The 23,776-nt window shown below is 60.1% G+C and carries 22 protein-coding genes; 17 read left to right on the top strand and 5 right to left on the bottom strand.

The window, feature by feature from the left end; genetic code table 11:
• Positions 1–3 precede the first annotated feature (3 nt).
• From flhA to O3W47_RS18810, 9 genes are all read left to right on the top strand, one after another.
• Positions 4–2,091: a flagellar biosynthesis protein FlhA gene (gene flhA, locus O3W47_RS18770; protein ID WP_004432552.1), complete on the top strand. Its 2,088-nt coding sequence runs from the start codon at positions 4–6 to the stop codon at positions 2,089–2,091.
• Positions 2,088–2,843, top strand: a complete 756-nt coding sequence (gene fliR / locus O3W47_RS18775) for a flagellar biosynthetic protein FliR (protein WP_004432553.1) — start codon at positions 2,088–2,090, stop codon at positions 2,841–2,843. Before flhA ends, fliR begins: the two co-directional genes overlap by 4 nt.
• A 14-nt stretch (positions 2,844–2,857) precedes the next feature.
• Positions 2,858–3,277 carry a hypothetical protein gene (locus O3W47_RS18780; protein ID WP_137002902.1) on the top strand — a complete coding sequence of 140 codons (420 nt, stop codon included), beginning with the start codon at positions 2,858–2,860 and terminating at the stop codon, positions 3,275–3,277.
• Between the two features lie 115 nt (positions 3,278–3,392).
• On the top strand, positions 3,393–3,950 hold the full coding sequence (locus O3W47_RS18785; protein ID WP_065654443.1) for a rod-binding protein: 558 nt from the start codon (positions 3,393–3,395) through the stop codon (positions 3,948–3,950).
• Between the two features lie 29 nt (positions 3,951–3,979).
• Entirely contained in the window at positions 3,980–4,348 is a 369-nt protein-coding gene (locus O3W47_RS18790; RefSeq protein ID WP_080818818.1) for a hypothetical protein, read from the top strand.
• The gene (locus O3W47_RS18795; RefSeq protein ID WP_127756360.1) at positions 4,348–4,881 is read left to right on the top strand and encodes a flagellar basal body-associated FliL family protein; all 534 of its coding nucleotides are present in this window, start codon (positions 4,348–4,350) and stop codon (positions 4,879–4,881) included. The genes O3W47_RS18790 and O3W47_RS18795 overlap by 1 nt, the downstream gene beginning before the upstream one ends.
• A gap of 202 nt (positions 4,882–5,083) precedes the next feature.
• The gene (locus tag O3W47_RS18800) at positions 5,084–5,758 is read left to right on the top strand and encodes a WecB/TagA/CpsF family glycosyltransferase (protein WP_269314362.1); all 675 of its coding nucleotides are present in this window, start codon (positions 5,084–5,086) and stop codon (positions 5,756–5,758) included.
• Positions 5,759–5,872: 114 nt separating this feature from the next.
• Positions 5,873–7,648, top strand: a complete 1,776-nt coding sequence (locus O3W47_RS18805) for a hypothetical protein (RefSeq protein WP_269314363.1) — start codon at positions 5,873–5,875, stop codon at positions 7,646–7,648.
• Positions 7,649–7,725: 77 nt separating this feature from the next.
• The gene (locus O3W47_RS18810) at positions 7,726–8,625 is read left to right on the top strand and encodes a bifunctional methylenetetrahydrofolate dehydrogenase/methenyltetrahydrofolate cyclohydrolase (RefSeq protein WP_127756358.1); all 900 of its coding nucleotides are present in this window, start codon (positions 7,726–7,728) and stop codon (positions 8,623–8,625) included.
• 195 nt (positions 8,626–8,820) lie between these two features.
• Here the strand turns inward: O3W47_RS18810 and O3W47_RS18815 are convergent, their stop codons facing one another.
• A complete protein-coding gene (locus tag O3W47_RS18815; RefSeq protein WP_174035632.1) occupies positions 8,821–9,846 on the bottom strand; it encodes a LacI family DNA-binding transcriptional regulator in 1,026 nt (341 codons plus the stop codon).
• A gap of 273 nt (positions 9,847–10,119) precedes the next feature.
• Between O3W47_RS18815 and O3W47_RS18820 the strand changes: the two genes are divergently transcribed.
• The 8 genes from O3W47_RS18820 to O3W47_RS18855 all read left to right on the top strand — a co-directional run bounded on the left by O3W47_RS18820 (position 10,120) and on the right by O3W47_RS18855 (position 17,847).
• Positions 10,120–11,481, top strand: a complete 1,362-nt coding sequence (locus O3W47_RS18820) for an ABC transporter substrate-binding protein (protein ID WP_020812904.1) — start codon at positions 10,120–10,122, stop codon at positions 11,479–11,481.
• A gap of 105 nt (positions 11,482–11,586) precedes the next feature.
• On the top strand, positions 11,587–12,600 hold the full coding sequence (locus tag O3W47_RS18825; RefSeq protein WP_269314364.1) for a carbohydrate ABC transporter permease: 1,014 nt from the start codon (positions 11,587–11,589) through the stop codon (positions 12,598–12,600).
• A 1-nt stretch (position 12,601) separates the two neighbouring features.
• Positions 12,602–13,762, top strand: coding sequence for a carbohydrate ABC transporter permease (locus O3W47_RS18830; protein WP_080817815.1), 1,161 nt, complete (start codon positions 12,602–12,604; stop codon positions 13,760–13,762).
• 37 nt (positions 13,763–13,799) lie between these two features.
• Positions 13,800–15,455, top strand: a complete 1,656-nt coding sequence (gene bglA, locus O3W47_RS18835) for a beta-galactosidase BglA (protein ID WP_262534806.1) — start codon at positions 13,800–13,802, stop codon at positions 15,453–15,455.
• A 20-nt stretch (positions 15,456–15,475) separates the two neighbouring features.
• Positions 15,476–16,564 (top strand): ABC transporter ATP-binding protein, encoded by a 1,089-nt coding sequence (locus O3W47_RS18840; protein WP_174022684.1) that lies wholly within the window; start codon positions 15,476–15,478, stop codon positions 16,562–16,564.
• A 239-nt stretch (positions 16,565–16,803) separates the two neighbouring features.
• Positions 16,804–17,160 (top strand): hypothetical protein, encoded by a 357-nt coding sequence (locus O3W47_RS18845; protein ID WP_035236048.1) that lies wholly within the window; start codon positions 16,804–16,806, stop codon positions 17,158–17,160.
• Between the two features lie 127 nt (positions 17,161–17,287).
• Positions 17,288–17,551 (top strand): type II toxin-antitoxin system ParD family antitoxin, encoded by a 264-nt coding sequence (locus tag O3W47_RS18850; protein WP_137452361.1) that lies wholly within the window; start codon positions 17,288–17,290, stop codon positions 17,549–17,551.
• The gene (locus O3W47_RS18855; RefSeq protein ID WP_137452360.1) at positions 17,548–17,847 is read left to right on the top strand and encodes a type II toxin-antitoxin system RelE/ParE family toxin; all 300 of its coding nucleotides are present in this window, start codon (positions 17,548–17,550) and stop codon (positions 17,845–17,847) included. The genes O3W47_RS18850 and O3W47_RS18855 overlap by 4 nt, the downstream gene beginning before the upstream one ends.
• 88 nt (positions 17,848–17,935) lie before the next feature.
• Here O3W47_RS18855 and O3W47_RS18860 read toward each other — a convergent pair whose 3' ends face one another.
• The 4 genes from O3W47_RS18860 to zwf all read right to left on the bottom strand — a co-directional run bounded on the left by O3W47_RS18860 (position 17,936) and on the right by zwf (position 23,650).
• Positions 17,936–19,300, bottom strand: coding sequence for a metallophosphoesterase (locus O3W47_RS18860; protein WP_269314365.1), 1,365 nt, complete (start codon positions 19,298–19,300; stop codon positions 17,936–17,938).
• Between the two features lie 216 nt (positions 19,301–19,516).
• On the bottom strand, positions 19,517–21,337 hold the full coding sequence (edd, locus tag O3W47_RS18865) for a phosphogluconate dehydratase (protein ID WP_269314366.1): 1,821 nt from the start codon (positions 21,335–21,337) through the stop codon (positions 19,517–19,519).
• Between the two features lie 128 nt (positions 21,338–21,465).
• Positions 21,466–22,164, bottom strand: coding sequence for a 6-phosphogluconolactonase (gene pgl, locus O3W47_RS18870; protein WP_020812896.1), 699 nt, complete (start codon positions 22,162–22,164; stop codon positions 21,466–21,468).
• A gap of 10 nt (positions 22,165–22,174) precedes the next feature.
• Positions 22,175–23,650, bottom strand: coding sequence for a glucose-6-phosphate dehydrogenase (zwf, locus tag O3W47_RS18875; protein WP_035260679.1), 1,476 nt, complete (start codon positions 23,648–23,650; stop codon positions 22,175–22,177).
• Positions 23,651–23,776: the final 126 nt, after the last annotated feature.

Here is a 23,776-nt window from a genome sequence, read left to right on the forward strand (position 1 = left end):
TTTATGGCGCAACCACCAGTCATCTCCCTGCCCAAGGTCAGTCCGAGCACGCGTGACATCGGTTTCGCACTGGGCATCGTGGCGATCCTCTGCGTTCTCTTCCTGCCCATTCCGGTCATGCTGGTGGATATCGGTCTGGCCTTTTCGATCGCGCTTTCGGTCCTCATCCTCATGGTGGCGCTCTGGATTCAGCGGCCGCTGGATTTCTCGTCCTTCCCGACCGTGCTGCTGATCGCGACGATGATCCGCCTGTCGCTGAACATCGCGACGACGCGCGTTATCCTCTCCCACGGCAATGAAGGGCCGACGGCGGCCGGCGGCGTGATTGCGGGCTTCTCCAGCCTCGTCATGTCCGGCGATTTCGTGATCGGTCTGATCGTCTTCCTGATCCTGATCACCGTCAACTTCATCGTCATCACCAAGGGTGCGACGCGTATCGCCGAAGTCGGCGCCCGTTTCACCCTGGATGCCATTCCCGGCAAGCAGATGTCGATCGATGCGGATCTGTCCGCCGGCATCATCGACGAGAAGGAAGCGCAGCGCCGCCGCCGCGAGCTGGAAGAGGAAAGCTCCTTCTTCGGTTCGATGGACGGCGCCTCGAAATTCGTGCGTGGCGACGCCATTGCCGGCCTCATCATCACCGCGATCAATATTTTCGGCGGCATCATCATCGGTTATTTCCGCCATGGCATGCCCATTGGCGAAGCGGCCGACGTTTTCGTCAAGCTTTCGGTCGGTGACGGCATCGTCTCGCAGATTCCGGCCCTGATCGTATCGCTGGCCGCCGGCCTCCTGGTCTCGCGCGGCGGTACTGCCGGCTCGACGGACCAGGCGGTCGTCAACCAGCTCAGCGGTTACCCGCGCGCGCTGATGGTTTCGGCCATGCTGATGGGACTGCTCGCCATCATTCCGGGCCTTCCCTTCCTGCCTTTCATCTTCCTCGGTGGCATCATGGCCTTCGGCAGCTGGTATATTCCGCGCCAGGCGGAGGCAGAAAGCGCGCTGCGGCGTCAGGAAGAGGAGAACAAGGTTCTCCAGACCACCGAGGCGGAAAAGGATTCGGTCAAGCAGGTGCTGAAGACGGCCGAGATCGAACTGGCGCTCGGCAAGCAGGTTTCCACCCGCCTTCTCGGCGCGCATCAGGAACTGGCCTTCCGCGTCGGCAAGATGCGCAAGAAATTCGCGACCCAATACGGTTTCGTCGTGCCGGAGATCAAGGTCTCCGACGACATCATGATCCCGGAAAAAGCCTATCAGATCCGCGTTCACGGCACGACCATCGCGTCCAGCAACCTGCGCGTCGGCGACGTTCTTGTCGTGACCGGGGCAGGGCGCAAGCCGAGCATTCCCGGCGACGAAATTCGCGAACCCGCTTTCGGCATGCCCGCCGTCTCGATTCTCGAAACCTTCACCGAGGATTTGAAGCGCGAAGGCTTCCATCCGATCGACAACGTCTCCGTGGTGCTGACGCATCTGAGCGAAGTCATCCGCAACAACCTGCCGCAGCTCCTGTCCTACAAGGACGTGAAAATCCTCATCGACAGGCTAGATCCCGAATATAAGAAGCTGGCCGACGAGATTTGCTCGTCGCACATGTCCTATTCCGGCTTGCAGGCGGTGTTGAAACTGTTGCTTGCCGAACGCGTATCGATCCGCAACCTGCATCTCATTCTCGAAGCCGTCGCCGAACTTGCGCCGCATGTGCGCAAGACGGAACAAATCGTCGAGCATGTCCGCGTTCGCATGTCGCAGCAGCTCTGCGGCGATCTGGCTGACAATGGCGTGTTGCGTGTCCTGCGTCTCGGCAACAAGTGGGACATGGTCTTCCATCAGGCGCTGAAGCGCGACCAGAAAGGCGAAATCGTCGAATTCGACATCGATCCGCGCCATCTCGAGGAGTTTTCCGAGCAGGCATCCAAAGTTATCCGTGAATTCATGGATCGCGGCCTGCCCTTTGTCCTTGTAACCTCGCCGGAAACGCGGTCCTATGTGCGCATGATTATCGAGCGACTCTTTGCGACCCTGCCGGTTCTTTCGCATGTGGAACTGGCCAAGGGTCTCGAGATCAAGATTCTGGGCGCCATTTCATGATAACCGACCCGCAGGGGACAATCATTGCATTGTTCCTTGCCATCTGCCGTATCGGCGCATGCTTCATGACCATGCCGGGCTTTTCAAGCTCGCGCATTTCGCCGCAGATTCGCATGCTTCTATGCGTCGCGGTGTCCATGGCGCTTCTGCCCGTGCTGTGGGACACGATTTATCCGAAAGTTTCCGGCGCAAGCCAGGGCACGGTCGTCGGCCTCATCTTCACCGAGGTCGTCATCGGTTCGATGTATGGCCTGATCGCGCGGTTCTACACCCTCGGTTTCCAGTTCACCGGCGCGCTCATCGGCGCTTCCATCGGTCTCAGTGCGCCGGGCGGTGCCGATGTCATCGAAGACGTGCAGGAAAACCAGATATCCAACTTCATCACCTTCGGCGGCCTGCTGGTGCTGTTCATATTCGATTTCCACCACATCGTCCTCAAGGCGCTGGTGGATTCCTACACCGCCACACCGGTCGGCGCGCTGATCAGCGGCCAGAAGATGCTGATTACGCTGACCGACACGCTCAGGGCCTCCTTTTCGATCATGCTTCGGCTTGCCAGCCCCTTCGTGATTTACGGCTTGATGTTCAACGTCGCGGTCGGCCTCATCAACAAGCTCGCGCCGCAGATTCCGGTCTTCTTTATCTCGACACCCTTCGTTCTCGCGGGTGGTCTTTTCATGCTCTATTTGTCGATTGCGGCCCTCATCCGCCAATTCGTGGATGGTTTCGGCCCGGTCTTCATCGGCTTTTGATCGGGGGAAATGCGATGGCTTCGGACAAGCGCTCGGCCAAACTCAAGCGTCTGGTAACAGTCCAGCGGCACATGGAAAAAATGGCCGAGGTGGAACTGGCCGATACCACCCGCACACGGGCGGAAGTGGCGCAATCCATGGAGAACGTGCTGGAAGCCATGAGTTCCATGGAACCGGTGCACCAGACATTCTCCCGACACTATTCGGACCGCTACGGCCGTCTCGTCGTCCAGGACCGCCAGCTTGAAGGCGTGCAGCAATTTCAGGAAAACAAGGTCCTGAAGGAAAAGACCAAGGCTGACCGGCTGGAGGACAGGATGCATCTTGCGCGCGATCTTGAGGACCGCGAGGCCGACGATAATGCAATCTATGATTTGTTAGAAATTACGAATGTTTCCCAGACACCAGCCTCCAGCAAGGTTGGCGATCCATAGTCTGTCCCATTGTTGCATCGCGGGCGTTTTTGAGGACGTCTCCGGCGATGTTTCTTGATTGAGCGGATGCGCCGGCTTTCTGTGCCGCCCATTCGTCAGCTCGGGAGATCTGGACGTGGCGATATCGGTGATAAGTGATCTGGTGATGGATGTGGTTCGCGCTGCGGACCCCCAGGAAGTTCAGGTCGCCCAGGAAAAACTCAAGGCGAACAAGGCGGCTTTTGCCGCAACCAGCCTTGCCGATGCCGGCAAGGGCTTTGGCGCCGCGGTCGACATGCTGGATGGCGCCTCCTCGAAGGCTGGTCTCGGCGACACCAATATTCGTGCGGCCCGCACCGAAATCCCGGAAACATACCGTAAATATGAAGCCTCGGTGCTCCAGACCTTCGTGGCCAACATGCTGCCGAAAGACAGCGAGGAAGTTTACGGCAAGGGCAATGCCGGCGAGATCTGGAAGAGCATGATGGCCGAACAGTTTGCCGACACGATTTCCAGAAATGGCGGCGTCGGCATCGCGGAACAGGCTTACAAGGATGCGCTTCGGAAAGCTGAAAGCAAAGGCATTACCGACGTATCGATGAATGAAAAAGACAATAATGCTGCAATTCGGATGGTGGCGGAGTTCGAGCGGCAGGTCCTCGGCGTTTCCAATGAGAAAACGGACGAGGCTTGAGAATGAAAAACCTTAACGAGGAGACAAGCATGGACCTTATGTCGAACGACCACCGTATCCAATCCGTTCTCGGCCGCCTTGAAGTCATCATCGACAATGAGAACGAGAATATCGGTAAGGACCCCAAGTTCGACTTCAAGGTCTCCAACGCCCATAAGAGCCGTTGCCTTTATGAGCTGACGATGCTGTTCCGCGATACCCCGCGCGAGGAAATCGCCGCCGGTTACATGGAGCAGGTCAAGGGCATCAAGTCCAAGCTCGCCACCAATGCCAGCCGCGTCGAGGCGCATCTGAATGCGGTTCGCGCTGTCGCGGACCTCTTGAAGAACGCCATCCAGGAAGCCGATACGGACGGCACCTATTCGCAGGAACAGTTCATGTACGGCGCAGCCTCCTGATGTTGAAGCTTCTTCTCACCGGCGTCTGGGTTTGCGCCGTCACGCTCGGCGCGGTGTATTTCTCCGTCCAGTTGGCGACGGCGCCCGCGCCGGATGAGGCGGGGGCGAAAAAGGCCAATCTGCAATTGGTCAAGGGCGAAAGCATCACTATCCCCGTCATCAATGACGGCGGGGTGAACGGCTATTTCCTCAGCCGTATTTCGCTGCGCGTCGACAAGACCAAGATGGCGAAGATCGAGCTGCCGGCAACGCAGTTGATGACCGACGAACTGTTCACGCTGCTTGCGGGTTCTTCCATGGTCAATATCGCCAATATTTCCACCTTCGATCCCGAAGCCTTCAAGCAGCGCATCCGCGAGGGGCTGAACAAGAGGCTAGATGACGAAGTGGTCGAGGATGTGCTGATCGAACAGCTCGATTACCTTTCGAAAGCCGACATCCGCGAGCAGAACGGCAATGGCACGCCCCGTTCGGTCAAGCTCGTCGAGGGCGAGAAGGCCGAAGTCGGGAAAGAAGCGGCGCCAAGCCACTGACGACCAGGAGGCGAGGGGCGTCGGCCGGCTGCGGGATGTGGCGCATCCTTCTGGTTAATTGTCTCTTGCCGCATCCCCAGGCATTCTAGAGATTGCTTTCAAGCTAAATTCAACCTGCACCTGTATAAGAGACCCATGAACCACCATCCCGCAGGCCATGTGTCGGATCGGTGGCGATGGGTTTGGCATTTGGGGGTTGGCAATGAGTTTCGCGTCAGGTTTCGCGCGGCCGGAATCGCAACGGAATATCCACGGACTGCGCGTCTGTGATCTCGACTGGAATGGGGCGCTGGAATTGGTCAGCGGCAGGGCGTCTGCCTGTGAAGGGCACACGATGCTGTCCTTTCTCACCATCGAGAAGGCGAAGCTTTCGCTTAAGGACAACGCCTACCGACAGATTCTGGAAAGCTGCCTGCTTCTGCCGCAGGGCAAGGCAATGAGGGCCGCCGCGCGCAACGAGAATGGTGAGCCTCTGCCTGCGCCCATCGATGGCGTCGCCTTCACCATGGCGCTTCTGACCTATATGGCCGTGCCGAAGCGTATCGGTGTGGCGGGAGATGATGCAGCACAGATCGGTGAGGTTCTCGCCAGGTTGCGGGCGCACGCGCCGTGGCACGATTTCGTAATGCTGAACCGGGATGCATCGGGCGTTAAGGTGGATGTTCTGCTGGCGGGAATGTTGAAGGAAAACCAGGAGACATGGCTGCACCGCACCGTCAGCCGGGAGAATGCGCGGGTCACCATCGCGGTTGGCCCGCTGTTCAAGGTCCTGTCGTCGGAAGTGGCCGGCATGCCGGAAATTTTCCGCAAGCTTCACATGAGCTGGCTCTACAGCCTCTGCGCCGAACCCTGGCACATCGCGCTCGGCAAGAGCTGAGGCCGTTCTCGCAGGCGTTGCGTTAACCATTTGTTTGCCACGATCCTTTAACCTCTCGTAAGGTTTTGACAGTCGCCCGTTGCGGGCGGCACCGAGGGCGGCAGACGGCTTCAGATGGTTGATGACAATCCGGACATGATGGCGATCCGCCCTGACGAGGATGATGTCGCTGCGCCCGTATCGCAATGGCGCAGATATTGCCGGCGGCTGCTGACGTCCGGCTGCATCGCCGCCGCCACCGTTGCCGGGGCTGCCCTTCCGCTTCTGCTCGTCGATTCGGGCTTTCGCGGTTATGTTTCGCAGGCCCGGATCGAGGTCTCCCAGACCGCTTACGACGCCCCCGATGCCGCCCGCTTTCTGGCGATGGCGCGTCGTACCCTGCTTTCACCCTCCGGGCTCGACCGGATAACCGCCGATCTCAAGCTGAAGTCCGCCGATATGGTTGGCGTTCGCAATCAGGGCGAGCTTGGCCTGCTTTTCGACCTTCTGACCGGTGCGGATGCGCGTCCGCTATCCGAGCGGGAGGCGCTGAACGGTGCGGTGGGCGAAGCGATCCGGCTGGAACTCACTCCGGATGAAAATACGCTGATCGTGACCGGCAAGGCCGCAACGCCGGAAACCGCCATGCGGCTGACCGATTATCTTTCGATGCGCGTCATCGCGGATGGCAAGGCCGGCACCATGACGCCCGCCATGCGCGAGACGGAGAGGGCGCGGACAAGGCTCGATGAAGCGGAAGCCGCGCTGAACGGTTTCCAGATGCGCCACGGTGACACCGTGATGGCCGAGGCGCAGCAACTCGAACAGCAGCTGCGCGACGTAAACGACAATCTGGCGCGAACCACCCGGCAGCAACTGTCCCTTCAGGCCGATCTGACGGCGGCTTCGGCGCTGAAGCCGAATGATGTCTTTGCGAAGCCTCTGCCGGCCGGCGTGGGTTTTTCGGCGCTTGAGGATATCAGGCAGAAGCATTCGACCGCCAGCATGGCGCTTGCCGCGGTTTCGGTCGATTACGGCCCGAAACACCCCCGCCGCATCGCCGCCCAGAATGCGGTGGATGCCGCACAGGCGCTTGCCGCCCCCGCATTGCGGCAATTGCTGGAAGGCCTGCGGGCGGATGAAAAGCGCATCTCTCAGGAGATCGTGACCGCCAATGGCGAACAAAAGAAATACCTCGACCGCCTGAACGAACTCGGCGTTGCCCCCGGCGAATTCTCCAGATTGCAGGGTGAACTGGAAACGGCGCGAAATGTCTATCTCGAGGCAAGCGGACGCCGCGACCTCTCCGCATCCGCCACGCCCGCGGTCGAAACCCGTTTGGCGAAGAAGGCCGCACCGGGCGAGTTGACCCGCGACCTGACGCAGGCCGCCCTGCTGGCGGGCGGCGGTGCATTGATCGGCCTGCTGGGCAGTCTTTATCTCCTGAGCTATCGTCGCCATGACGAGGAAGAGGAAGGTGCATTGCTCATCGAAGAGGGCGCGCAACCTCCATCTTCCGCCGAGCCGTCGGTTGAGTCTCTGCATATTTCCGAATTCGAACCGATCGAGCCGGCTGTGTTCGACGATCTGCAGGATCTTGCCGCAGAGGGCAACATCGAGCCGGAGGAAGACGGCTTTGCCGACTACTACGGCGAGGCCGTCAATGACGACGACGACATGCCGCTGGACGAGCGCGTGCGGCAGGTCCTGATGGGCAACCGCACGGTCAGGGCGGCTGATCCGGCCTCTTCCGGACTTCCGCCGCTTCTGGCCGAAGCCCTTGCCGGGAATTTCGACCATGCCCAGGCTGAAGCCGAGGAGCTGATGGAATTGCGACGCGAACTGGCGTTCCTGAGAGAGTGTCTTACCGATTACGCCGATCGCCGTGACGACTACCGCAAAACAGCCTGAAAACGCCGCATTTTCGCTTGCATTCCTGCGACGGGGGCACCATACGGAGCCTACGTAACCCAGCAGGAGCAGGACGCATGGCAGTTGTGATTGACGGGAAGGCGAAGGCGGCTTCGGTAACGGAGGCGGTCCGCAAATCGGCAGAAGCGCTTGAGGCGGAAAAGGGCGTAAAGCCCGGTCTCGCGGTCGTCATCGTCGGAAACGATCCGGCCAGCCACGCTTACGTGAACTCCAAGAGCAAGATGGCCAAGCAATGCGGTTTCAACTCCGTCCAGCACACGCTGCCGGAGGAAACCACGCAGGCCGCACTCCTCAAGCTGGTCGGCGAACTGAACGCCGACGCTTCCATTCATGGCATTCTGGTGCAGCTGCCGCTTCCGAAACACCTCAATTCCGATGAGATCATCCAGTCGATCCTGCCTGAAAAGGATGTGGATGGCTTGAGCGTGCTGAATGCCGGTAAGCTCGCGACCGGCGATCTCGCCACCGGTCTCATTTCCTGCACGCCCGCCGGCGCCATGCTTCTGGTGCGCGGCATTCACGGCGAAGACCTTTCCGGCCTCAACGCCGTGGTCATCGGCCGCTCGAACCTGTTCGGCAAGCCGATGGGCCAGCTTCTCCTGAATGCCAATGCTACGGTGACCATGGCGCATTCCCGCACCAAGGATCTGGCCGGCATCTGCAAGACGGCGGATATTCTGGTCGCGGCGGTCGGCCGCGCGGCGATGGTGAAGGGCGACTGGGTGAAATCCGGCGCGACCGTCATCGATGTCGGCATCAACCGTATCCCTGCGCCGGAAAAGGGCGAAGGCAAGTCGAAGCTGGTGGGCGATGTCGCCTATGACGAGGCGAGCGCCGTTGCCGCCGCCATCACGCCCGTTCCGGGCGGCGTCGGCCCGATGACGATCGCCATGCTGATGGCCAACACCGTCATCGCCGCCCATCGCGCGCTGGGTCTGACCGCGCCGAAGTTTTAAGCCTGTCGGGTTCAATCGAACTACACGGCACAGCAATTTTTGTGCGCTGCGCCCTCACTGCCGTCATTCCGGCCTTGAGCCGGAATCCAGCCGACGCGCGTCTGCGCGGCGAGACGACTCTTTTCAGCCCAAGGACTTGGGCTGGCTGGATACCGGCTCAAGGCCGGTATGACGGCCGGGGATGGAGGCCAGCCTCTACGTTTTCGGAGCCGGCCCCGTCGAAGCGCGCACCACCAGTTCCGCCTTCCAGAGCTCCTGATGCGGTTCTGTCTGGTTGAGCTTGATCCGGTTGATCAGGCGCTGGCCCACGCGTACCCCCGCCGCCCGGAGTGATGAGCGGGTGGTGGTGAGCGGCACGGAGAAATTATCCGGCTTCAAAAGTGGCAGCACGTCGTCATGGGCGATCAGCGAAATATCCTTGCCGGGTTTCAGGCCGCGCTGGTTGAGCGAACGGATCGCGCCGAGCGCAAGCGCGGTACTGGCGCAAAGGATGGCGGTCGGTTTTTCCGGGCGTGACAGCAACGCTTCCATGCCGAGATAACCTTCCTCATCGGTCATGCTGCTGTGTCTCTTGTTGTTCGCATGCAATGTCAGGCCATTTGCCGAAAGCGCGTTTTCGACCCCGAGACAGCGCCGGTAGGTGAAATCATAACCCTCCGGGCCGTTCAGAAGCCCGATCCGAGTATGGCCAAGCTGGAGGAGAAGCTGGGTCGCATCGCGGAATGCACCCTCGTTGTCCACGTCGAGATAGGGATAATCCTCCTCCACGCCAACGGAGCGGCCATGCACGAGGAAGGGCAGGGAGAGCGACTGCATCATGGCGATGCGCGGGTCGTTCTTCTTCATATAAGCGAGATAGATGCCATCGACGCTGCCGCTTGCGGCGAGCCCCCGCAGGGCTTCGCGCTCTTTTTCCGGCTCGGTCGGCATGATCACGAGATGAAAGCCGCTGCGTGATGCCTCCTCACCGAGACCGCTCAGGAATTCGCCGAAATGCACGTCGGAACGGTGATGCTCGCCAATCGGCATGACAAGCCCGATGGAGCCGACCTTGCCTGTTGCCAGCCGCTGTGCCGCGGCATTCGGGCGGTATCCCGTCTTTTCGGCAGCCTCCATGACGCGGCGGCGCGTTTCGGCGCTGACCTCCGGATAGCCGTTGAGCGCCCTGCTGATGGTCGTCTGCGAAATGCCCAGCAGTTGCGACAGCTGTTTCAGGTTCATGTCTGTCATTCCTCCATGCGCGCGCCTGGGAATACGGCAAAGCCTCTCCTCAATTCCCAAAGCGCTTTAGATTTTTACCAGTCTCCACCGTATTTCTCAATCGAAAAGGATAGCCGCCTTCCGAATTAAATATGACTATTCATAGGGCGCTACAACGTTTCCGCAGAAAGAGCCTCTTGACTCCGTCTTAATGACAATGAGATGAATAGGCAGCCAAAGCGCTTTGATTGGAGAGGACGCTTTGAGCCTTTTATGTGATGGGAGGTAAATCACATGCAGAAGACTCTTTTGGCGACGGCCGCCGTCATGGCTTTGCTGTCCGGTGCGGCCTTTGCCGCCGACCTGAAGTTTGCACCCGGCGGCGACGCCAAGTTCAACTGGAAAAGCTACGAGGACTTCAAAGCGGCCCATGCCGACCTGAAAGGCCAGACGCTGACGATTTTCGGCCCGTGGCGCGGTGAAGACGAGGCCCTGTTCCAGTCGGTACTTGCCTATTTCGCCGATGCGACCGGCGTGAACGTCCGTTATTCCTCGTCGGAAAATTACGAGCAGCAGATCGTCATCGATACGCAGGCGGGTTCGCCGCCCAATATCGCCATTCTGCCGCAGCCCGGCCTTCTGGCCGATCTGGCCGCCAAGGGCTTCCTCGTGCCGCTCGGCGACAAGACCGCCGACTGGGTCAAGGAAAATTACGGCGCGGGCCAGTCCTGGGTCGATCTCGGCAGCTACAAGGGCAAGGACGGCAACAAGGCCTATTTCGCCTTCCCTTTCAAGGCGGATGTGAAGTCGCTCGTCTGGTACGTGCCTGAGAACTTCGAGGAAGCGGGCTACAAGGTGCCCGAGAGCATGGAAGACCTGTTCAAGCTGACGGACCAGATCGTTGCCGATGGCGGCACGCCCTGGTGCATCGGTCTCGGTTCCGGCGGGGCAACCGGCTGGCCGGCAACGGACTGGGTGGAAGACCTTATGCTGCGCACCCAGCCGCTCGACGTCTACCAGAAATGGACGACCAACGAGGTCAAGTTCACCGATCCGGCCGTGGTCGAAGCGATCAACGAATTCGGCAAATTCGCCAAGAACGAAAAATATGTCAGCGGCGGCGTCGCGGCCGTGGCCTCCACCGATTTCCGCGACAGCCCCAAGGGCCTCTTCGACATTCCGCCGAAGTGCTACCTGCACCATCAGGCGTCGTTCATTCCGTCCTTCTTCCCGGAAGGCACTAAAGTGGGGACGGATGCGGATTTCTTCTACATGCCGACTTACGCGTCAAAGCCTGACCTCGGCAAGCCGGTTCTCGGCGCTGGCACGCTGGTCACCATCACCAAGGAAGCGCCTGCCGCCAAGGCTTTCGTCGAATTCCTGCAGACCCCGATCGCCCATGAGGTCTGGATGGCGCAGTCCAGCTTCCTCACGCCCTATAAGGGTGTGAATGTCGATGCCTATGCCAATGAGCAGATGAAGCGACAGGGTGAAATCCTGACGACCGCGACAAGCTTCGGCTTCGACGGTTCGGACCTCATGCCCGGCAAGATCGGTGCCGGCGCATTCTGGACCGGCATGATCGATTTCGTCGGCGGCAAGTCGGCCGATCAGGTCGCGAGCGATATCCAGAAGGCCTGGGACGGCCTGAAGTAAAGATATCGGATCGGGCCCGGCGGTTTACTGCCGGGCCCTTACCAACGGCGCTGCCCCGACGACCGCATAAATCAGCGCGGCGCGGAGAGGATCAAGGGAGGGAACATGGCTCAACAACTCGTTTCGGCCATCGGCGTGATGGTGGCGGGGGTCTTTGCCTGCGCTGCCTATTACTGGCTATCCGACAAGGTGCTTCAGGCGATCTTTCCGGTCCGCTCGGGAGACGTATTGCAGGCATCCCGCAACCTCAATCGCCGCGCGGCGGTCCGGCCCTGGCTGTTCATCGGTCCTGCTTTGATCCTCCTGCTGGTCTATCTGGTTTACCCTGTCATCGCGACGCTGATCCTGTCTTTCTATGACCGGACCGGCAGCGAATTCGTCGGTCTTGCCAATTATCGTTGGGCGTTTTTCGATGCCGGTTTCCGCCAGTCGATCCTCAACAATATCCTCTGGCTCGCCGTCGTGCCGGCCGCCTGCACCTTCTTCGGCCTCGTTATCGCCGTCATGACCGACCGCATCTGGTGGGGCAACATCGCCAAGTCCATCGTCTTCATGCCGATGGCGATTTCTTTCGTTGGCGCATCGGTCATCTGGAAGTTCATCTATGAGTATCGCGCCGAAGGTCAGGTGCAGATCGGCCTCTTGAACGCCATCGTCGAGTTTTTCGGCGGCAGCCCGGAGGTGTGGATTTCCATGCCCTTCTGGAACAATTTCTTCCTGATGGTCATCCTCATCTGGATCCAGACCGGTTTCGCCATGGTCATCCTGTCGGCAGCACTGCGCGGCATCCCGGAAGAAACCATCGAGGCGGCCGTCATCGATGGCGCCAATGGCTGGCAGATCTTCTGGAAGATCATGGTGCCGCAAATCTGGGGCACCATCGCCGTCGTCTGGACGACGATCACCATTCTCGTGCTCAAGGTCTTCGATATCGTGCTGACCATGACCAACGGCCAGTGGAACACCATGGTTCTCGCCAATCTCATGTTCGACTGGATGTTCCGCGGTGGCGGCGACAGCGGCCGAAGCGCTGTTATCGCGCTCATCATCATGGCGGCGGTCACCCCGATCATGGTCTGGAATATCCGCCAGGCAAACCGCGAGATGGAGGGCCGCTGAGATGAATATCGTCAAACGCCTGCGCCGCGTCGGCCTGCCGCGCCTCATCGTCCATGCCAGCGTCCTGGTGGTCGTGCTTCTCTGGCTCCTGCCGACGCTCGGCATTCTCGTCAGCTCGCTGCGCGACAAGGACCAGATTACCGTGTCTGGCTGGTGGACGGCCTTCTCCAGTTCCGAACAGACCTCGGCAGTGCGCCTCGCCGATGCTTCCGTGCAGAAGCAGGACGGCAGCCGCTATGTGATATCAGGCAATGTTTTTGAAAACGGCGCGGGCGGAAAAGTCTCCGCCTTCGGCGTGCGCGTTCAGGAGCCGAGAGCATTCAACGCCGGCGAACCGGCCGATATCGGCGATGGCGAAACCCTGCTCGTCAATACGGACGGCACCTACGAATATAGCAAGGCTTCGAGCTTCGAGGGCGCGCGCGGCAAGCGCGTCTATATTTCCGTCGCGACGCCACCCGTTTTCACGCTCGATAATTACCGCACGGTTCTGACCTCGGAAGGCATCGGCCAGTCCTTCGTCAACTCACTCACCGTGGCCGTGCCGGCAACCGTCATTCCCATCCTCATTGCCGCCTTTGCCGCCTATGCGCTGTCATGGATGAGCTTTTCCGGCCGCAATCTGCTGATTGCCATGGTGGTGGGCCTGATCGTCGTGCCGTTGCAGATGTCGCTGATCCCGCTGCTGCGGCTCTATAACGAAATCGGCACCATCTTCGGCGTGCCGTCCAAGACCTATGCCGGCATCTGGCTGGCGCACACCGCCTTCGGCCTGCCGCTCGCCATCTATCTGCTGCGCAACTATATTTCCGGCCTGCCGAAAGAGATCATCGAAAGCGCCCGCGTGGATGGTGCCAGCGATTTTGAAATCTTCGTCAAGATCATCCTGCCGCTCTCCTTCCCGGCACTCGCCTCCTTCGCCATCTTCCAGTTCCTGTGGACCTGGAACGACCTGCTCGTCGCCATGGTGTTCCTCGGCACGCAGAAGGACGAACTGGTGTTGACCGGTGCGCTCAACGCGTTGCTCGGCTCGCGCGGCGGCAACTGGGAAATCCTCACCGCTTCGGCCTTTGTCACCATCATCGTGCCGCTTTGCGTCTTCTTTGCTCTTCAACGTTATCTCGTGCGTGGCCTGCTTGCAGGCTCCGTCAAGGGAGGCTGATCATTCCATGAACGCCCATACCAGACAGGACACTTCCATGACCGCTTCGGTGACTTCCGCTTTGACGCCCAACAAGGACTGGTGGCGCGGCGCTGTTATCTATCAGATCTATCCGCGCTCCTATCAGGACTCCAATGGCGACGGCATCGGCGACCTCAAGGGCATCACCGACCGGCTGGCGCATATTGCCGGCCTCGGTGCAGATGCGATCTGGATTTCACCCTTCTTCACCTCGCCGATGAAGGATTTCGGTTACGACGTCTCGAACTATGTCGATGTCGATCCGATGTTCGGCACGCTTGCCGATTTCGACGGGCTGATCGCCGAAGCCCACCGGCTCGGCATCCGCGTCATGATCGATCTCGTCATGTCGCATACCTCGGACCAGCACCCATGGTTCGTGGAAAGCCGCGCCAGCCGCAACAATGCGAAATCGGACTGGTATGTCTGGTCGGATGGCAAGCCGGATGGCACGCCGCCCAACAACTGGCTGTCGATCTTCGGCGGTCCGGGCTGGCAGTGGGACCCGACGCGCATGCAATATTACATGCACAATTTCCTGACCTCGCAGCCGGACCTCAACCTGCATAACCCTGAAGTTCAGGAAGAGCTGCTAAACATCACCCGTTTCTGGCTGAAGCGCGGCGTCGACGGTTTCCGCCTCGACACCATCAATTTCTATTTCCACGACCTTGAGCTGCGCGATAACCCGGCGCTGGCGCCGGAGCGCCGCAATGCCTCCACGGCACCTGCGGTCAATCCGTATAACTTCCAGGAACATCTCTACGACAAGAACCGCCCGGAAAACATCGCCTTCCTGAAGCGTTTCCGCGCCGTGCTGGACGAGTTTCCAGACATCGCCGCCGTTGGCGAAGTGGGCGACAGTCAGCGCGGCCTCGAAATCGTCGGTGAATATACTTCCGGCGATGACAAGATGCAGATGTGTTACGCCTTCGAATTCCTCGCACCCGATGCGCTGACCCCTCAGCGCGTCGCCGATGTGCAGGCGGATTTTGCGAAAGCCGCACCGGAAGGCTGGGCCTGCTGGGCTTTCTCCAACCACGATGTCGTGCGCCATGTCAGCCGCTGGGGCGAGCATGTCGAGGATAAGGACGCTTTCGCCAAGGTTCTCTCGGCGCTGCTGATGACGCAGCGCGGTTCCGTCTGCATCTATGAAGGCGAGGAACTCGGCCTCACCGAAGCCGATATCGCCTTTGAGGATTTGCAGGATCCCTACGGCATCCAGTTCTGGCCGGAATTCAAGGGCCGCGACGGTTGCCGCACGCCGATGGTGTGGGATGCCGGCCACGCACAGGCCGGTTTCTCGACAGCCGACAAGACATGGCTGCCCATTCCGGCCGAGCACAAGCAGCGCGCCGTCAGCGCCCAGCAGGGCAATGAAGCTTCGGTGCTGGAACATTACCGCCGCTTCCTCGCTTTCCGCAGGCAGCACCCGGCCTTCGCAAAGGGCGGTATCGAATTCCACCCCGTGCAGGGTGAGGTGCTGAGCTATACCCGCAAGCTGGGCAACGAAACCGTGCTTTGCCTCTTCAACTTGTCCGCAACGCCGGCAAAAGCCGCGCTGCCAGAAGGGAACTGGGAGGTTCTCGAAGGCCACGGCTTTGCGAGCGGCCTTGAAGGCAGAAGCGTAGAGCTTCCGGCATGGGGCGCATTCTTCGCCCGTTACGCCTGACAGAATAGGGAGGACCACCCATGACAAGTCTCGTTCTCAAGGATATCCGCAAATCATACGGGCAGGTGAAGGTCCTGCACGGCATCGATCTTTCGATCGAGCAGGGCGAATTCATCGTTTTCGTCGGCCCGTCCGGCTGCGGAAAATCGACACTTCTGCGGATGATCGCTGGTCTGGAGGAGATCACCGGCGGCGAGATGTTCATTGATGGCCAGCTCGTCAATGAAATCCCGCCCTCGCGCCGGGGCATCGCCATGGTGTTCCAGTCCTATGCGCTTTATCCGCATATGACTGTCTATGACAACATGGCCTTCGGCATGAAAATCGCCAAGGAAAACAAGCAGGAAATCGACCGCCGCGTGCGTGCCGCTGCCGAAATCCTGCAGCTGACGCAATATCTGGAGCGTCTGCCCAAGGCGCTCTCCGGCGGCCAGCGCCAGCGTGTCGCCATTGGCCGCGCCATTTGCCGCAATCCGAAAGTCTTCCTGTTCGATGAGCCCTTGTCGAACCTCGATGCAGCGCTGCGTGTCGCCACCCGCATCGAGATTGCCAAGCTCAACGAGCAGATGGCCGATACCACGATGATCTACGTCACCCACGACCAGGTGGAGGCGATGACGCTGGCGGATCGTATCGTGGTTTTGAATGCCGGTCGTGTGGAACAGGTGGGTGCGCCGCTCGAACTTTACGAAAGGCCGGCCAATCTTTTCGTGGCACGCTTCATCGGCTCGCCCGCCATGAACATCATCGCTGCAAAAATTACGGGAACCGGTGAGAGGACCTCCATCGAACTTGCCGGCGGCAAGACGCTCGCCGTTTATGTTCCCACGCCCGCAACCGAAAAGGGCAAGGCGGCAAGCTTTGGCGTCCGGCCGGAAGATCTGAGCATCGTCACCGGGGACGATTATCTTTTCGAGGGAAAAGTCGCGATCGTCGAAGCGCTCGGCGAAGTGACGCTGCTTTATCTCGAAGCGCCCAAGGGGCAGGAGCCGATCATCGTCAAGGTGCCGGGCATCGTTTCCGTCGGCAAGGGCGAAACCCTGCGTTTTGCGGCACCGCAGGAAAAGCTTCATCTCTTCGACGCCGAGGGCAAGACCTATCGCAGCTAATTGCCGTCGATACCGAAACCATGCCCCGGAACCTCCCCGTTCCGGGGTTTTTCCTGAGCTTTTGTCGCTGTGGAAAAATGTCGGAAATGTCCCGCTTCCGGTCTGTTTAAGCCTGCGCTGATATGAATTGTTAAAGACTATGACCTAGTCTCAATCCATTGATCGAGCATGGGAGTCTGGGCGTGCAGAGCGGTACGGGTGTCATCAGGAACCATTACCTGAGCAAGGAAGAATCCTTCATGTATGACCGCGAAAGCCGGTTCCGCATGGAAGATACCATGAACGCCGCACGCATCGAATATACCGAAAAGGCCGTGATGCACATGGCGGCGCGCCGCTGCGATGTCATCCGCATCTCCCAGACTGAAGCGGTGCTGGCGCTGCTGACGAAATATAACCTGCCCAACCAGTTCTATCTCGATATTCCCGACGCCCGCATCACCAAGATCGGCTGCGTGATGTTGCGCGTCAACGCCAACAACACCATCCACGTCCGCTTCCTGCGCATGCTGACGCAGAAGGAACTGGACCGCATTTTCGTGTTCAGCACGCATCCGGCGCATAGGGACCGGAAGCTCGATATCCGGTCGTTCTGAAGTCCTCTCGACCATTGGCGAAAATGGTCTGACCGGTTGTTTTAACGGTTTGCGTTGTCGTGGCCGTATCCTGTCGTTGCTAACTATTATCATCGGATGGTATAGTGGAGGCAGAGAGGATATCGGCATGGCAAGCAGTGCAAATCTCGGCCGTCACCTTGAAGGCTATGTTTCCGATCTTGTGAAGTCGGGACGCTACAACTCGCGCAGTGAAGTACTGCGGGAGGGCGTTCGGCTGGTTGAAGAGCGTGAAAAAAGGCTGGAGGCTCTCGATTTAGCGATTGCGCGCGGTATCGCCGATGCAGATGCCGGACGGACTACACCAGTAGACGATGTTGCCTCTCAACTCAGGGCCAAATACCGGAAGATGGCGGAAGAACGTGGACTGTGATCGTTGTTCTCACCAACGAAGCCAAGGCAGACCTGGAGCGTATCGGCGATTTTATCGCGGCCGATAATCCGCGGCGGGCGGAAACATTCATCGCCGAACTGCTGGACCGCTGTCTAAGGCTGGCGGAAATGCCGCAAGCCTATCCTCTCGTACCCCGTTATGAGCAAAGGGGCATTCGCCGTCGTCCCTATGAAAACTATCTTGTTTTCTATCGCGTCACCCAAACGCGTGTGGAGATTTTGCACATTCTGAATGGTGCTCAGGATTACGAATCCATTCTCTTCCCGCAGTCCTAATTCGTGCCGCACCCCAACCACGCGCGGCAATGAATTAGTCTTGTGTTGTGAACAGTGAGGAGGACGACTGTCGTCGTCTGCGGCGGTCTTAAGAAAGCCCACCCAGAACCGTCTGCTTCAGCTTCACATCCGGCACCTCGGTGAACGCAAGGTCGCTGCGGCCGAAATAGGATTTCTGGTTGGTGGCCGACCAGTCGTTGCAGACCAGCTTGTAGCGCTCTTTGTTTTCCGGCTTTTCCGGCATGGCGTAAAGATAGTCGCCGGTGCGCGCGGTGAGCGGGATGTCGCCATCCTGATTGCAGCGCTTGAGGATTTGGGCGAGAACCTCGCCATCCACTTCCGCCACCATCAGCTTGCCGTCGAAACGCAGCGAGGCGTTGAAATCGTAGCGGCGAATATCGCCCTGCGGCAGGCCCGCGCCGAAGGAGGTGTGGCCGATGAAGCCGACATCCGCACCGGTTTTTGCGGCGATGAGCTGCGCCACGCGGCGGCCCGCCTCATCGACGGTCATCGCGTTGGCGGATTTGCCGACGATGGCCCGTTCTTCGGCCGTGAGGTGCTTTTCGAGCGTCTGCTCGATCAGGGTCCTGAGAGCCGGTGAGCTGGGACCGCTGCGATCGATTGTGACGGTCTCGATGGCAGCAGCCTTGCCGGGAGCCGTAATCGTCGCCACCGTCATGGAGGTGCACCACGAACCGGTATGGACATAGCGGGTAGCGCCCTGTTCATGCACGAAGTTCAGATGGTCATGGCCACCGACCAAGAGGGTGCCATCCGGCAGGAGCGGCAGTATATCGCGGTCGGCGACGACGCCGGCATGGCTGAGAACGATATTGATCGCATCCGGTTTGACGATCCCCGGTAAATTGGCCTTCGCCCATTCGACCGGCTGCGGAATATCGAGCATCTCGCGCGTGGCCTTGGGATAGGTGTTGATCGCATTGGTGGCGAGACCTGCCAGAACGACCTTCCGCCCGCCGACGCTTACTTCGGCGCTGGCGGCCGCATAGGGCTTGCCGCTGCGCTTGTCGATGATATTGGAAAGCACCGTGATGCCGAGCGCCTGCGCGCGACTGACGAAACTGGCGAGATCGTTATCGATATCAGGCTCATGATTGCCGATATTGACGACGGTGGGGGCGAGCTTTGCGAGCGCCGCCAGGAAGGTCCATTCAATCTCGCCGGCCGAACGTGCGGCCACCGCATTGCCGATTTCGAACAGGTCGCCGTTCAGCAAGATGATATGGGGCGCCCTGTCGGCGGCGATGCGCGTTTCGATGGCCGCGAGAAGCTGGCCGATGCGCTCATAGGCCGAATGCAGGTCGGAGATGACGATTGCACGCAGCGCCACGTCCTGCGCCATAGCCGGCGTTGCCGCCGCCATCAGCGGCAGCAGGGCGGTGCCGGCCATGAGCTTCAGCACATCGCGGCGTTTGCTTGAGAATATCGTCATGTCAGGCCCCATCATCCGAAACTGCGCCGCCGTCCCGCGGCCGGCTGAGAAGGCCCTAAAGGGCGATCATCACAGCCGCATGACAAGTCTGACGTTTAAGACATGGGAAATAAAGCGGTTTCTGCGCCAGCTCTCGGCTATGAGGGGTGCGCTCAGGCGACGCCGCAAAGTGGGGTTGAAAGGCGAAAGCCGAATCCGGCCTTCGCCTTTCAAAAATCAATGAAACAGGACGCTGGCGCCCTGATCGGCCGGACCGGCATTGCGGCGGAAGGGGGCGAACAATTCGCGGCCCATGCCCCATTCATTGCCGGAAAGATCGGCGCGCGCCGGTTCGCGTTTCGCCAGTTCGGCGGCGGAAACCAGCACTTCCAGCGTTCCCGAAATGGCGTCGAGACGGATGATGTCGCCATCGCGGATGAGCGAGATCGGGCCGCAGTCGGAGGCTTCCGGCGTGACATGGATGGCGGCAGGCACCTTGCCGGAAGCGCCGGACATGCGCCCGTCGGTCACCAGCGCCACCTTGAAACCGCGATCCTGCAGCACACCGAGCGGCGGTGTCAGGCGGTGCAGTTCCGGCATGCCATTGGCCTTCGGCCCCTGGAAGCGGACGACGGCGATAAAGTCACGGTTGAGCTTGCCGTCCTTGAACGCGTCCTGAAGCTCCTGCTGGTCGTTGAAGACGATCGCCGGTGCTTCGATGATGTGGCGTTCCGGCTTGACGGCGGAAATCTTGATAACCGATTTGCCGAGATTGCCGGTCAGCATCTTCAGGCCACCGGTCGGCTGGAAAGGGGTCTCGATGCTGGAAAGCACCTTCGGGTCGTGGCTCTGCTCGGGGGAGGGCTGGCGGACAACCGCGCCCTTCTCGTCAAGCTTGGCATCCACGGTGTAAGCCTCAAGACCCTGTCCGAAGACGGTGCGCACATCATCATGCACGAAGCCCTGTTTCAAAAGCTGTTTGATGAGGAAGCCCATGCCGCCGGCGGCGTGGAAATGGTTCACATCGGCAAGACCGTTGGGATAAACGCGGGCGAGCAGCGGCACGATGTCCGAGAGATCGGAAATATCCTGCCAGGTGAGGATGATGCCGGCGGCGCGCGCCATGGCGATCAGATGCATGGTGTGGTTGGTGGAACCGCCCGTCGCATGCAGGCCGACGACGCCGTTGACGACCGACCGTTCATCGATCATCTCGCCCGCCGGGGTGAACTCGTTGCCCTGCGCGGTAATCGCCAGCGCGCGCTTGGCAGCTTCACGCGTCAGCGCATCGCGCAGCGGCGTGCCGGGATTGATGAAGGAGGAACCGGGCATGTGGAAGCCCATGATCTCCATCAGCATCTGGTTGGAATTGGCGGTGCCGTAGAAGGTGCAGGTGCCGGGGCCGTGATAGGATTTCGATTCCGCCTCCAGAAGCTCGGCGCGGCCGACCTTGCCTTCGGCATAAAGCTGGCGGATGCGGGATTTCTCGTCATTCGGCAGGCCGGATGTCATCGGGCCGGCGGGAACGAAGACGGCGGGCAGATGGCCGAAGGCGAGGGCTGCGATGACGAGGCCGGGCACGATCTTATCGCAGACACCGAGATAGACGGCGGCGTCGAACATGTTGTGGGAAAGGCCGATGCCGGCCGCCATGGCGATGGCGTCGCGGGAAAACAGCGAAAGCTCCATGCCGGGCTGGCCTTGCGTCACGCCGTCGCACATGGCGGGAACCGCGCCCGCCACCTGCGCTATGCCGCCCGCTTCCTTGGCCGCATCGCGGATGATCGCCGGAAAGGTTTCATAGGGCTGGTGCGCCGAGAGCATGTCGTTATAGGCGGTGATGATGCCGAGATTGGGAACCCGGTCGCCGGCAAGGATGTCCTTGTCGGCGGGGGAACAGACGGCAAATCCATGCGCAAGATTGCCGCAGGAAAGCACGGAACGGTGAACGCCCTTCGAGACCTGCAGCCGCAGCCGCTCGAGATAGGTCTCGCGGTAGGGCTTGGAACGTTCGACGATGCGGGCGGTAATGGCCTGAATGCGGGAATCGGCGGACATGGGCGTTCATCCTGTTCGTTGGTCGGCAACCGGCGTTCCGGGAGGTGAACGGCCGGTTGTCGTGTTTCAGTCTTCATGTCTTCGGGGCGCTTTGTCGCCGGGCCGCAATCGCGGCGGTGGCGTTTGGCTTATGGCGCCCAGTATATATCCACGGGCGTTTCTGCCCGGTTCAGCACGGCGCGGATCGGCATTTCATCCTCATCCTCGCCCGACTGTGCCTTCTCCAGCGTCGCCTTCTTGGCCGCACCTTCGATATGCAGCACCAGAAACTCGGCATCGTGCAGGCTGGAGAAGTTGAAGGTCAACCGCTCCTCTCCGGCATTCTCCGCCGCCATGGTCAAAACGCCGCGCGGTTCATCGAGGTCCAGCGCTTCGTAGAGATTGTCTCCACCGGGGAAGAACGATGCCGTGTGGCCATCCGTTCCCATGCCGAGAATGACGACATCGAAGGGATCGCAGATCGCCTCGGTCTTGACGGTCGCAAGCGTCGCCGCATCCTCCGGCGAGGCCGCCGGCTGGAACAGCGGCACGAAATAAGCCGACTTCGCCTTGTCCTGCAAAAGGTTCTCGGCAACGAGGCGGTGGTTCGAACGGTCGCTTTCCGGCGGCACGAAACGCTCGTCCACCAGCGTCACGCTGATATTGGGCCAGTCGAGATCATGTTTCGAAAGCGCCTGAAAGAACAGCTTGGGCGTCGAACCGCCGGAGACGGCAATGCTTGCCGCACCGCGATCCTTCGTTGCCGCATCAAGGCGTTTGGCAACCTCCGCCGAAAGAGCGGTTGCCAGTTCGGCGGCGGTGTCGAAGACGTGGATCGTTTCGCTCATCGCCGGGCCCTCAATCGGCATCGTGCCAGGTGCGGCCATCGCGCTCGATCAGCGCGATGGAACCGCTCGGACCCCAGGTGCCGGCGGTATAACCCTGCACGCCCTGTCCCAGATCTTCCCAGCTCTTGAGAATGGGGTCGATCCAGTCCCATGCGGCCTCGACCTCGTCGCGGCGCATGAACAGCGTCTGGTTGGAGCGGATCGTATCCATCAACAGCCGTTCATAGGCATCGGGGCTGCGCACGTTGAAGGCTTCGGCAAAGCTCATGTCCAGCGAGACCTGACGCAGGCGCATGCCGCCCGGGCCGGGGTCCTTGATGAGCAGAGACTGCTTGACGCCTTCATCCGGCTGCAGGCGAATGACCAGCTTGTTGGCTTCGATCTTGCCGGCCGCATCGTCGAAGATCGAATGCGGGATCTGCTTGAAGGTGACAACGATTTCCGAAACGCGGGTCGCGAGGCGTTTTCCCGTGCGGATGTAGAAGGGAACGCCGGCCCAGCGCCAGTTGGCGATTTCAGCCTTGATGGCGACGAAGGTTTCGGTGTTGGAAACGCCGCCTTCCAGCTCTTCCAGATAGCCCTTGACCGGGCCACCGGCGGAAGCGCCGGCGCGATACTGGCCGCGAACCGTCTGCTTTTCGACATTGCTGGTGTCGATCGGCTTCAGCGAGCGCAGAACCTTGAGCTTTTCGTCACGCACGGCCTCGGCATTCATGGATGCCGGCGGCTCCATGGCAACAAGGCAAAGCAGCTGAAGAATATGGTTCTGAACCATGTCGCGCAGCGCACCGGCCTTGTCATAATAACCCGCGCGGCCTTCAAGGCCGACCGCTTCGGCAACGGTGATCTGCACATGGTCGATATGGGCGGAATTCCACAGCGGCTCATAAAGCGCGTTGGCGAAACGCAGCGCCATCAGGTTCTGCACCGTCTCCTTGCCGAGATAGTGGTCGATGCGGAAGATCTGCTCTTCCTTGAAGACGTGGCCGATGGTGTCGTTCAGTTCCTGCGCGGAAGCCAGATCGCGGCCAATCGGCTTTTCAACGACGATGCGGGTCGAGCGGGTGATGAGCTTGTGCTCGCGGATCTTGTCGGCGATATCGCCGAAAATGCCGGGCGCGACGGCCAGATAGAAGGCGCGGACGCGCTCCTTGCCCTCGTCCAGCAGCTTCTTCAGCACATCCCAGCCATTATTGCCCTTGGCATCGACTGGCACGTAGAAAAGCCTGTTCAGGAAGATGGCGACCTGCGCGTCGTCATATTCGCCGGCCTTCAGGTGCTCCTTCAGCGCGTCCTGCGCGAATTTGCGATATTCCTCGTGGGTCATGACCGAGCGCGACGCACCGATGATGCGGGTCGGCTCCGTGAACTGGCCTTCGACCTGCCGGTGATAAAGGGCCGGCAGAAGCTTGCGCTCGGCAAGATCGCCCGTGCCGCCGAAAACGACACAATCAAAAGGTTCAACAGGAATGATCTGACTGCTCATATCGATTCTCTCGATCTTCAAAGGTTGGGGCATCAATAATCTAATCGATTTAAAAATGCCAGACTCAGTTATGTGAAATTATGAATTTTGCTTCCGGCAACTCGTCCGCCGCCGGCAACGGTCTGT

The organism is Agrobacterium sp. LMR679 (assembly GCF_027157905.1).
Taxonomy (GTDB): domain Bacteria; phylum Pseudomonadota; class Alphaproteobacteria; order Rhizobiales; family Rhizobiaceae; genus Agrobacterium; species Agrobacterium leguminum.

Bases quoted from the DNA above. Each gene is read 5' to 3' on its own strand.
- O3W47_RS18850 (WP_137452361.1), top strand. From the start codon at position 17,288: ATGGCAAGCAGTGCAAATCTCGGCCGTCACCTTGAAGGCTATGTTTCC.
- pgl (WP_020812896.1), bottom strand. From the start codon at position 22,164: ATGAGCGAAACGATCCACGTCTTCGACACCGCCGCCGAACTGGCAACC.
- bglA (WP_262534806.1), top strand. From the start codon at position 13,800: ATGACCGCTTCGGTGACTTCCGCTTTGACGCCCAACAAGGACTGGTGG.
- fliR (WP_004432553.1), top strand. From the start codon at position 2,088: ATGATAACCGACCCGCAGGGGACAATCATTGCATTGTTCCTTGCCATC.
- O3W47_RS18820 (WP_020812904.1), top strand. From the start codon at position 10,120: ATGCAGAAGACTCTTTTGGCGACGGCCGCCGTCATGGCTTTGCTGTCC.
- O3W47_RS18845 (WP_035236048.1), top strand. From the start codon at position 16,804: ATGTATGACCGCGAAAGCCGGTTCCGCATGGAAGATACCATGAACGCC.
- edd (WP_269314366.1), bottom strand. From the start codon at position 21,337: ATGTCCGCCGATTCCCGCATTCAGGCCATTACCGCCCGCATCGTCGAA.
- O3W47_RS18790 (WP_080818818.1), top strand. From the start codon at position 3,980: ATGGACCTTATGTCGAACGACCACCGTATCCAATCCGTTCTCGGCCGC.
- O3W47_RS18830 (WP_080817815.1), top strand. From the start codon at position 12,602: ATGAATATCGTCAAACGCCTGCGCCGCGTCGGCCTGCCGCGCCTCATC.
- zwf (WP_035260679.1), bottom strand. From the start codon at position 23,650: ATGAGCAGTCAGATCATTCCTGTTGAACCTTTTGATTGTGTCGTTTTC.
- O3W47_RS18815 (WP_174035632.1), bottom strand. From the start codon at position 9,846: ATGAACCTGAAACAGCTGTCGCAACTGCTGGGCATTTCGCAGACGACC.
- O3W47_RS18840 (WP_174022684.1), top strand. From the start codon at position 15,476: ATGACAAGTCTCGTTCTCAAGGATATCCGCAAATCATACGGGCAGGTG.
- O3W47_RS18780 (WP_137002902.1), top strand. From the start codon at position 2,858: ATGGCTTCGGACAAGCGCTCGGCCAAACTCAAGCGTCTGGTAACAGTC.
- O3W47_RS18795 (WP_127756360.1), top strand. From the start codon at position 4,348: ATGTTGAAGCTTCTTCTCACCGGCGTCTGGGTTTGCGCCGTCACGCTC.
- O3W47_RS18805 (WP_269314363.1), top strand. From the start codon at position 5,873: ATGGTTGATGACAATCCGGACATGATGGCGATCCGCCCTGACGAGGAT.
- O3W47_RS18860 (WP_269314365.1), bottom strand. From the start codon at position 19,300: ATGACGATATTCTCAAGCAAACGCCGCGATGTGCTGAAGCTCATGGCC.
- O3W47_RS18810 (WP_127756358.1), top strand. From the start codon at position 7,726: ATGGCAGTTGTGATTGACGGGAAGGCGAAGGCGGCTTCGGTAACGGAG.
- O3W47_RS18825 (WP_269314364.1), top strand. From the start codon at position 11,587: ATGGCTCAACAACTCGTTTCGGCCATCGGCGTGATGGTGGCGGGGGTC.
- flhA (WP_004432552.1), top strand. From the start codon at position 4: ATGGCGCAACCACCAGTCATCTCCCTGCCCAAGGTCAGTCCGAGCACG.
- O3W47_RS18800 (WP_269314362.1), top strand. From the start codon at position 5,084: ATGAGTTTCGCGTCAGGTTTCGCGCGGCCGGAATCGCAACGGAATATC.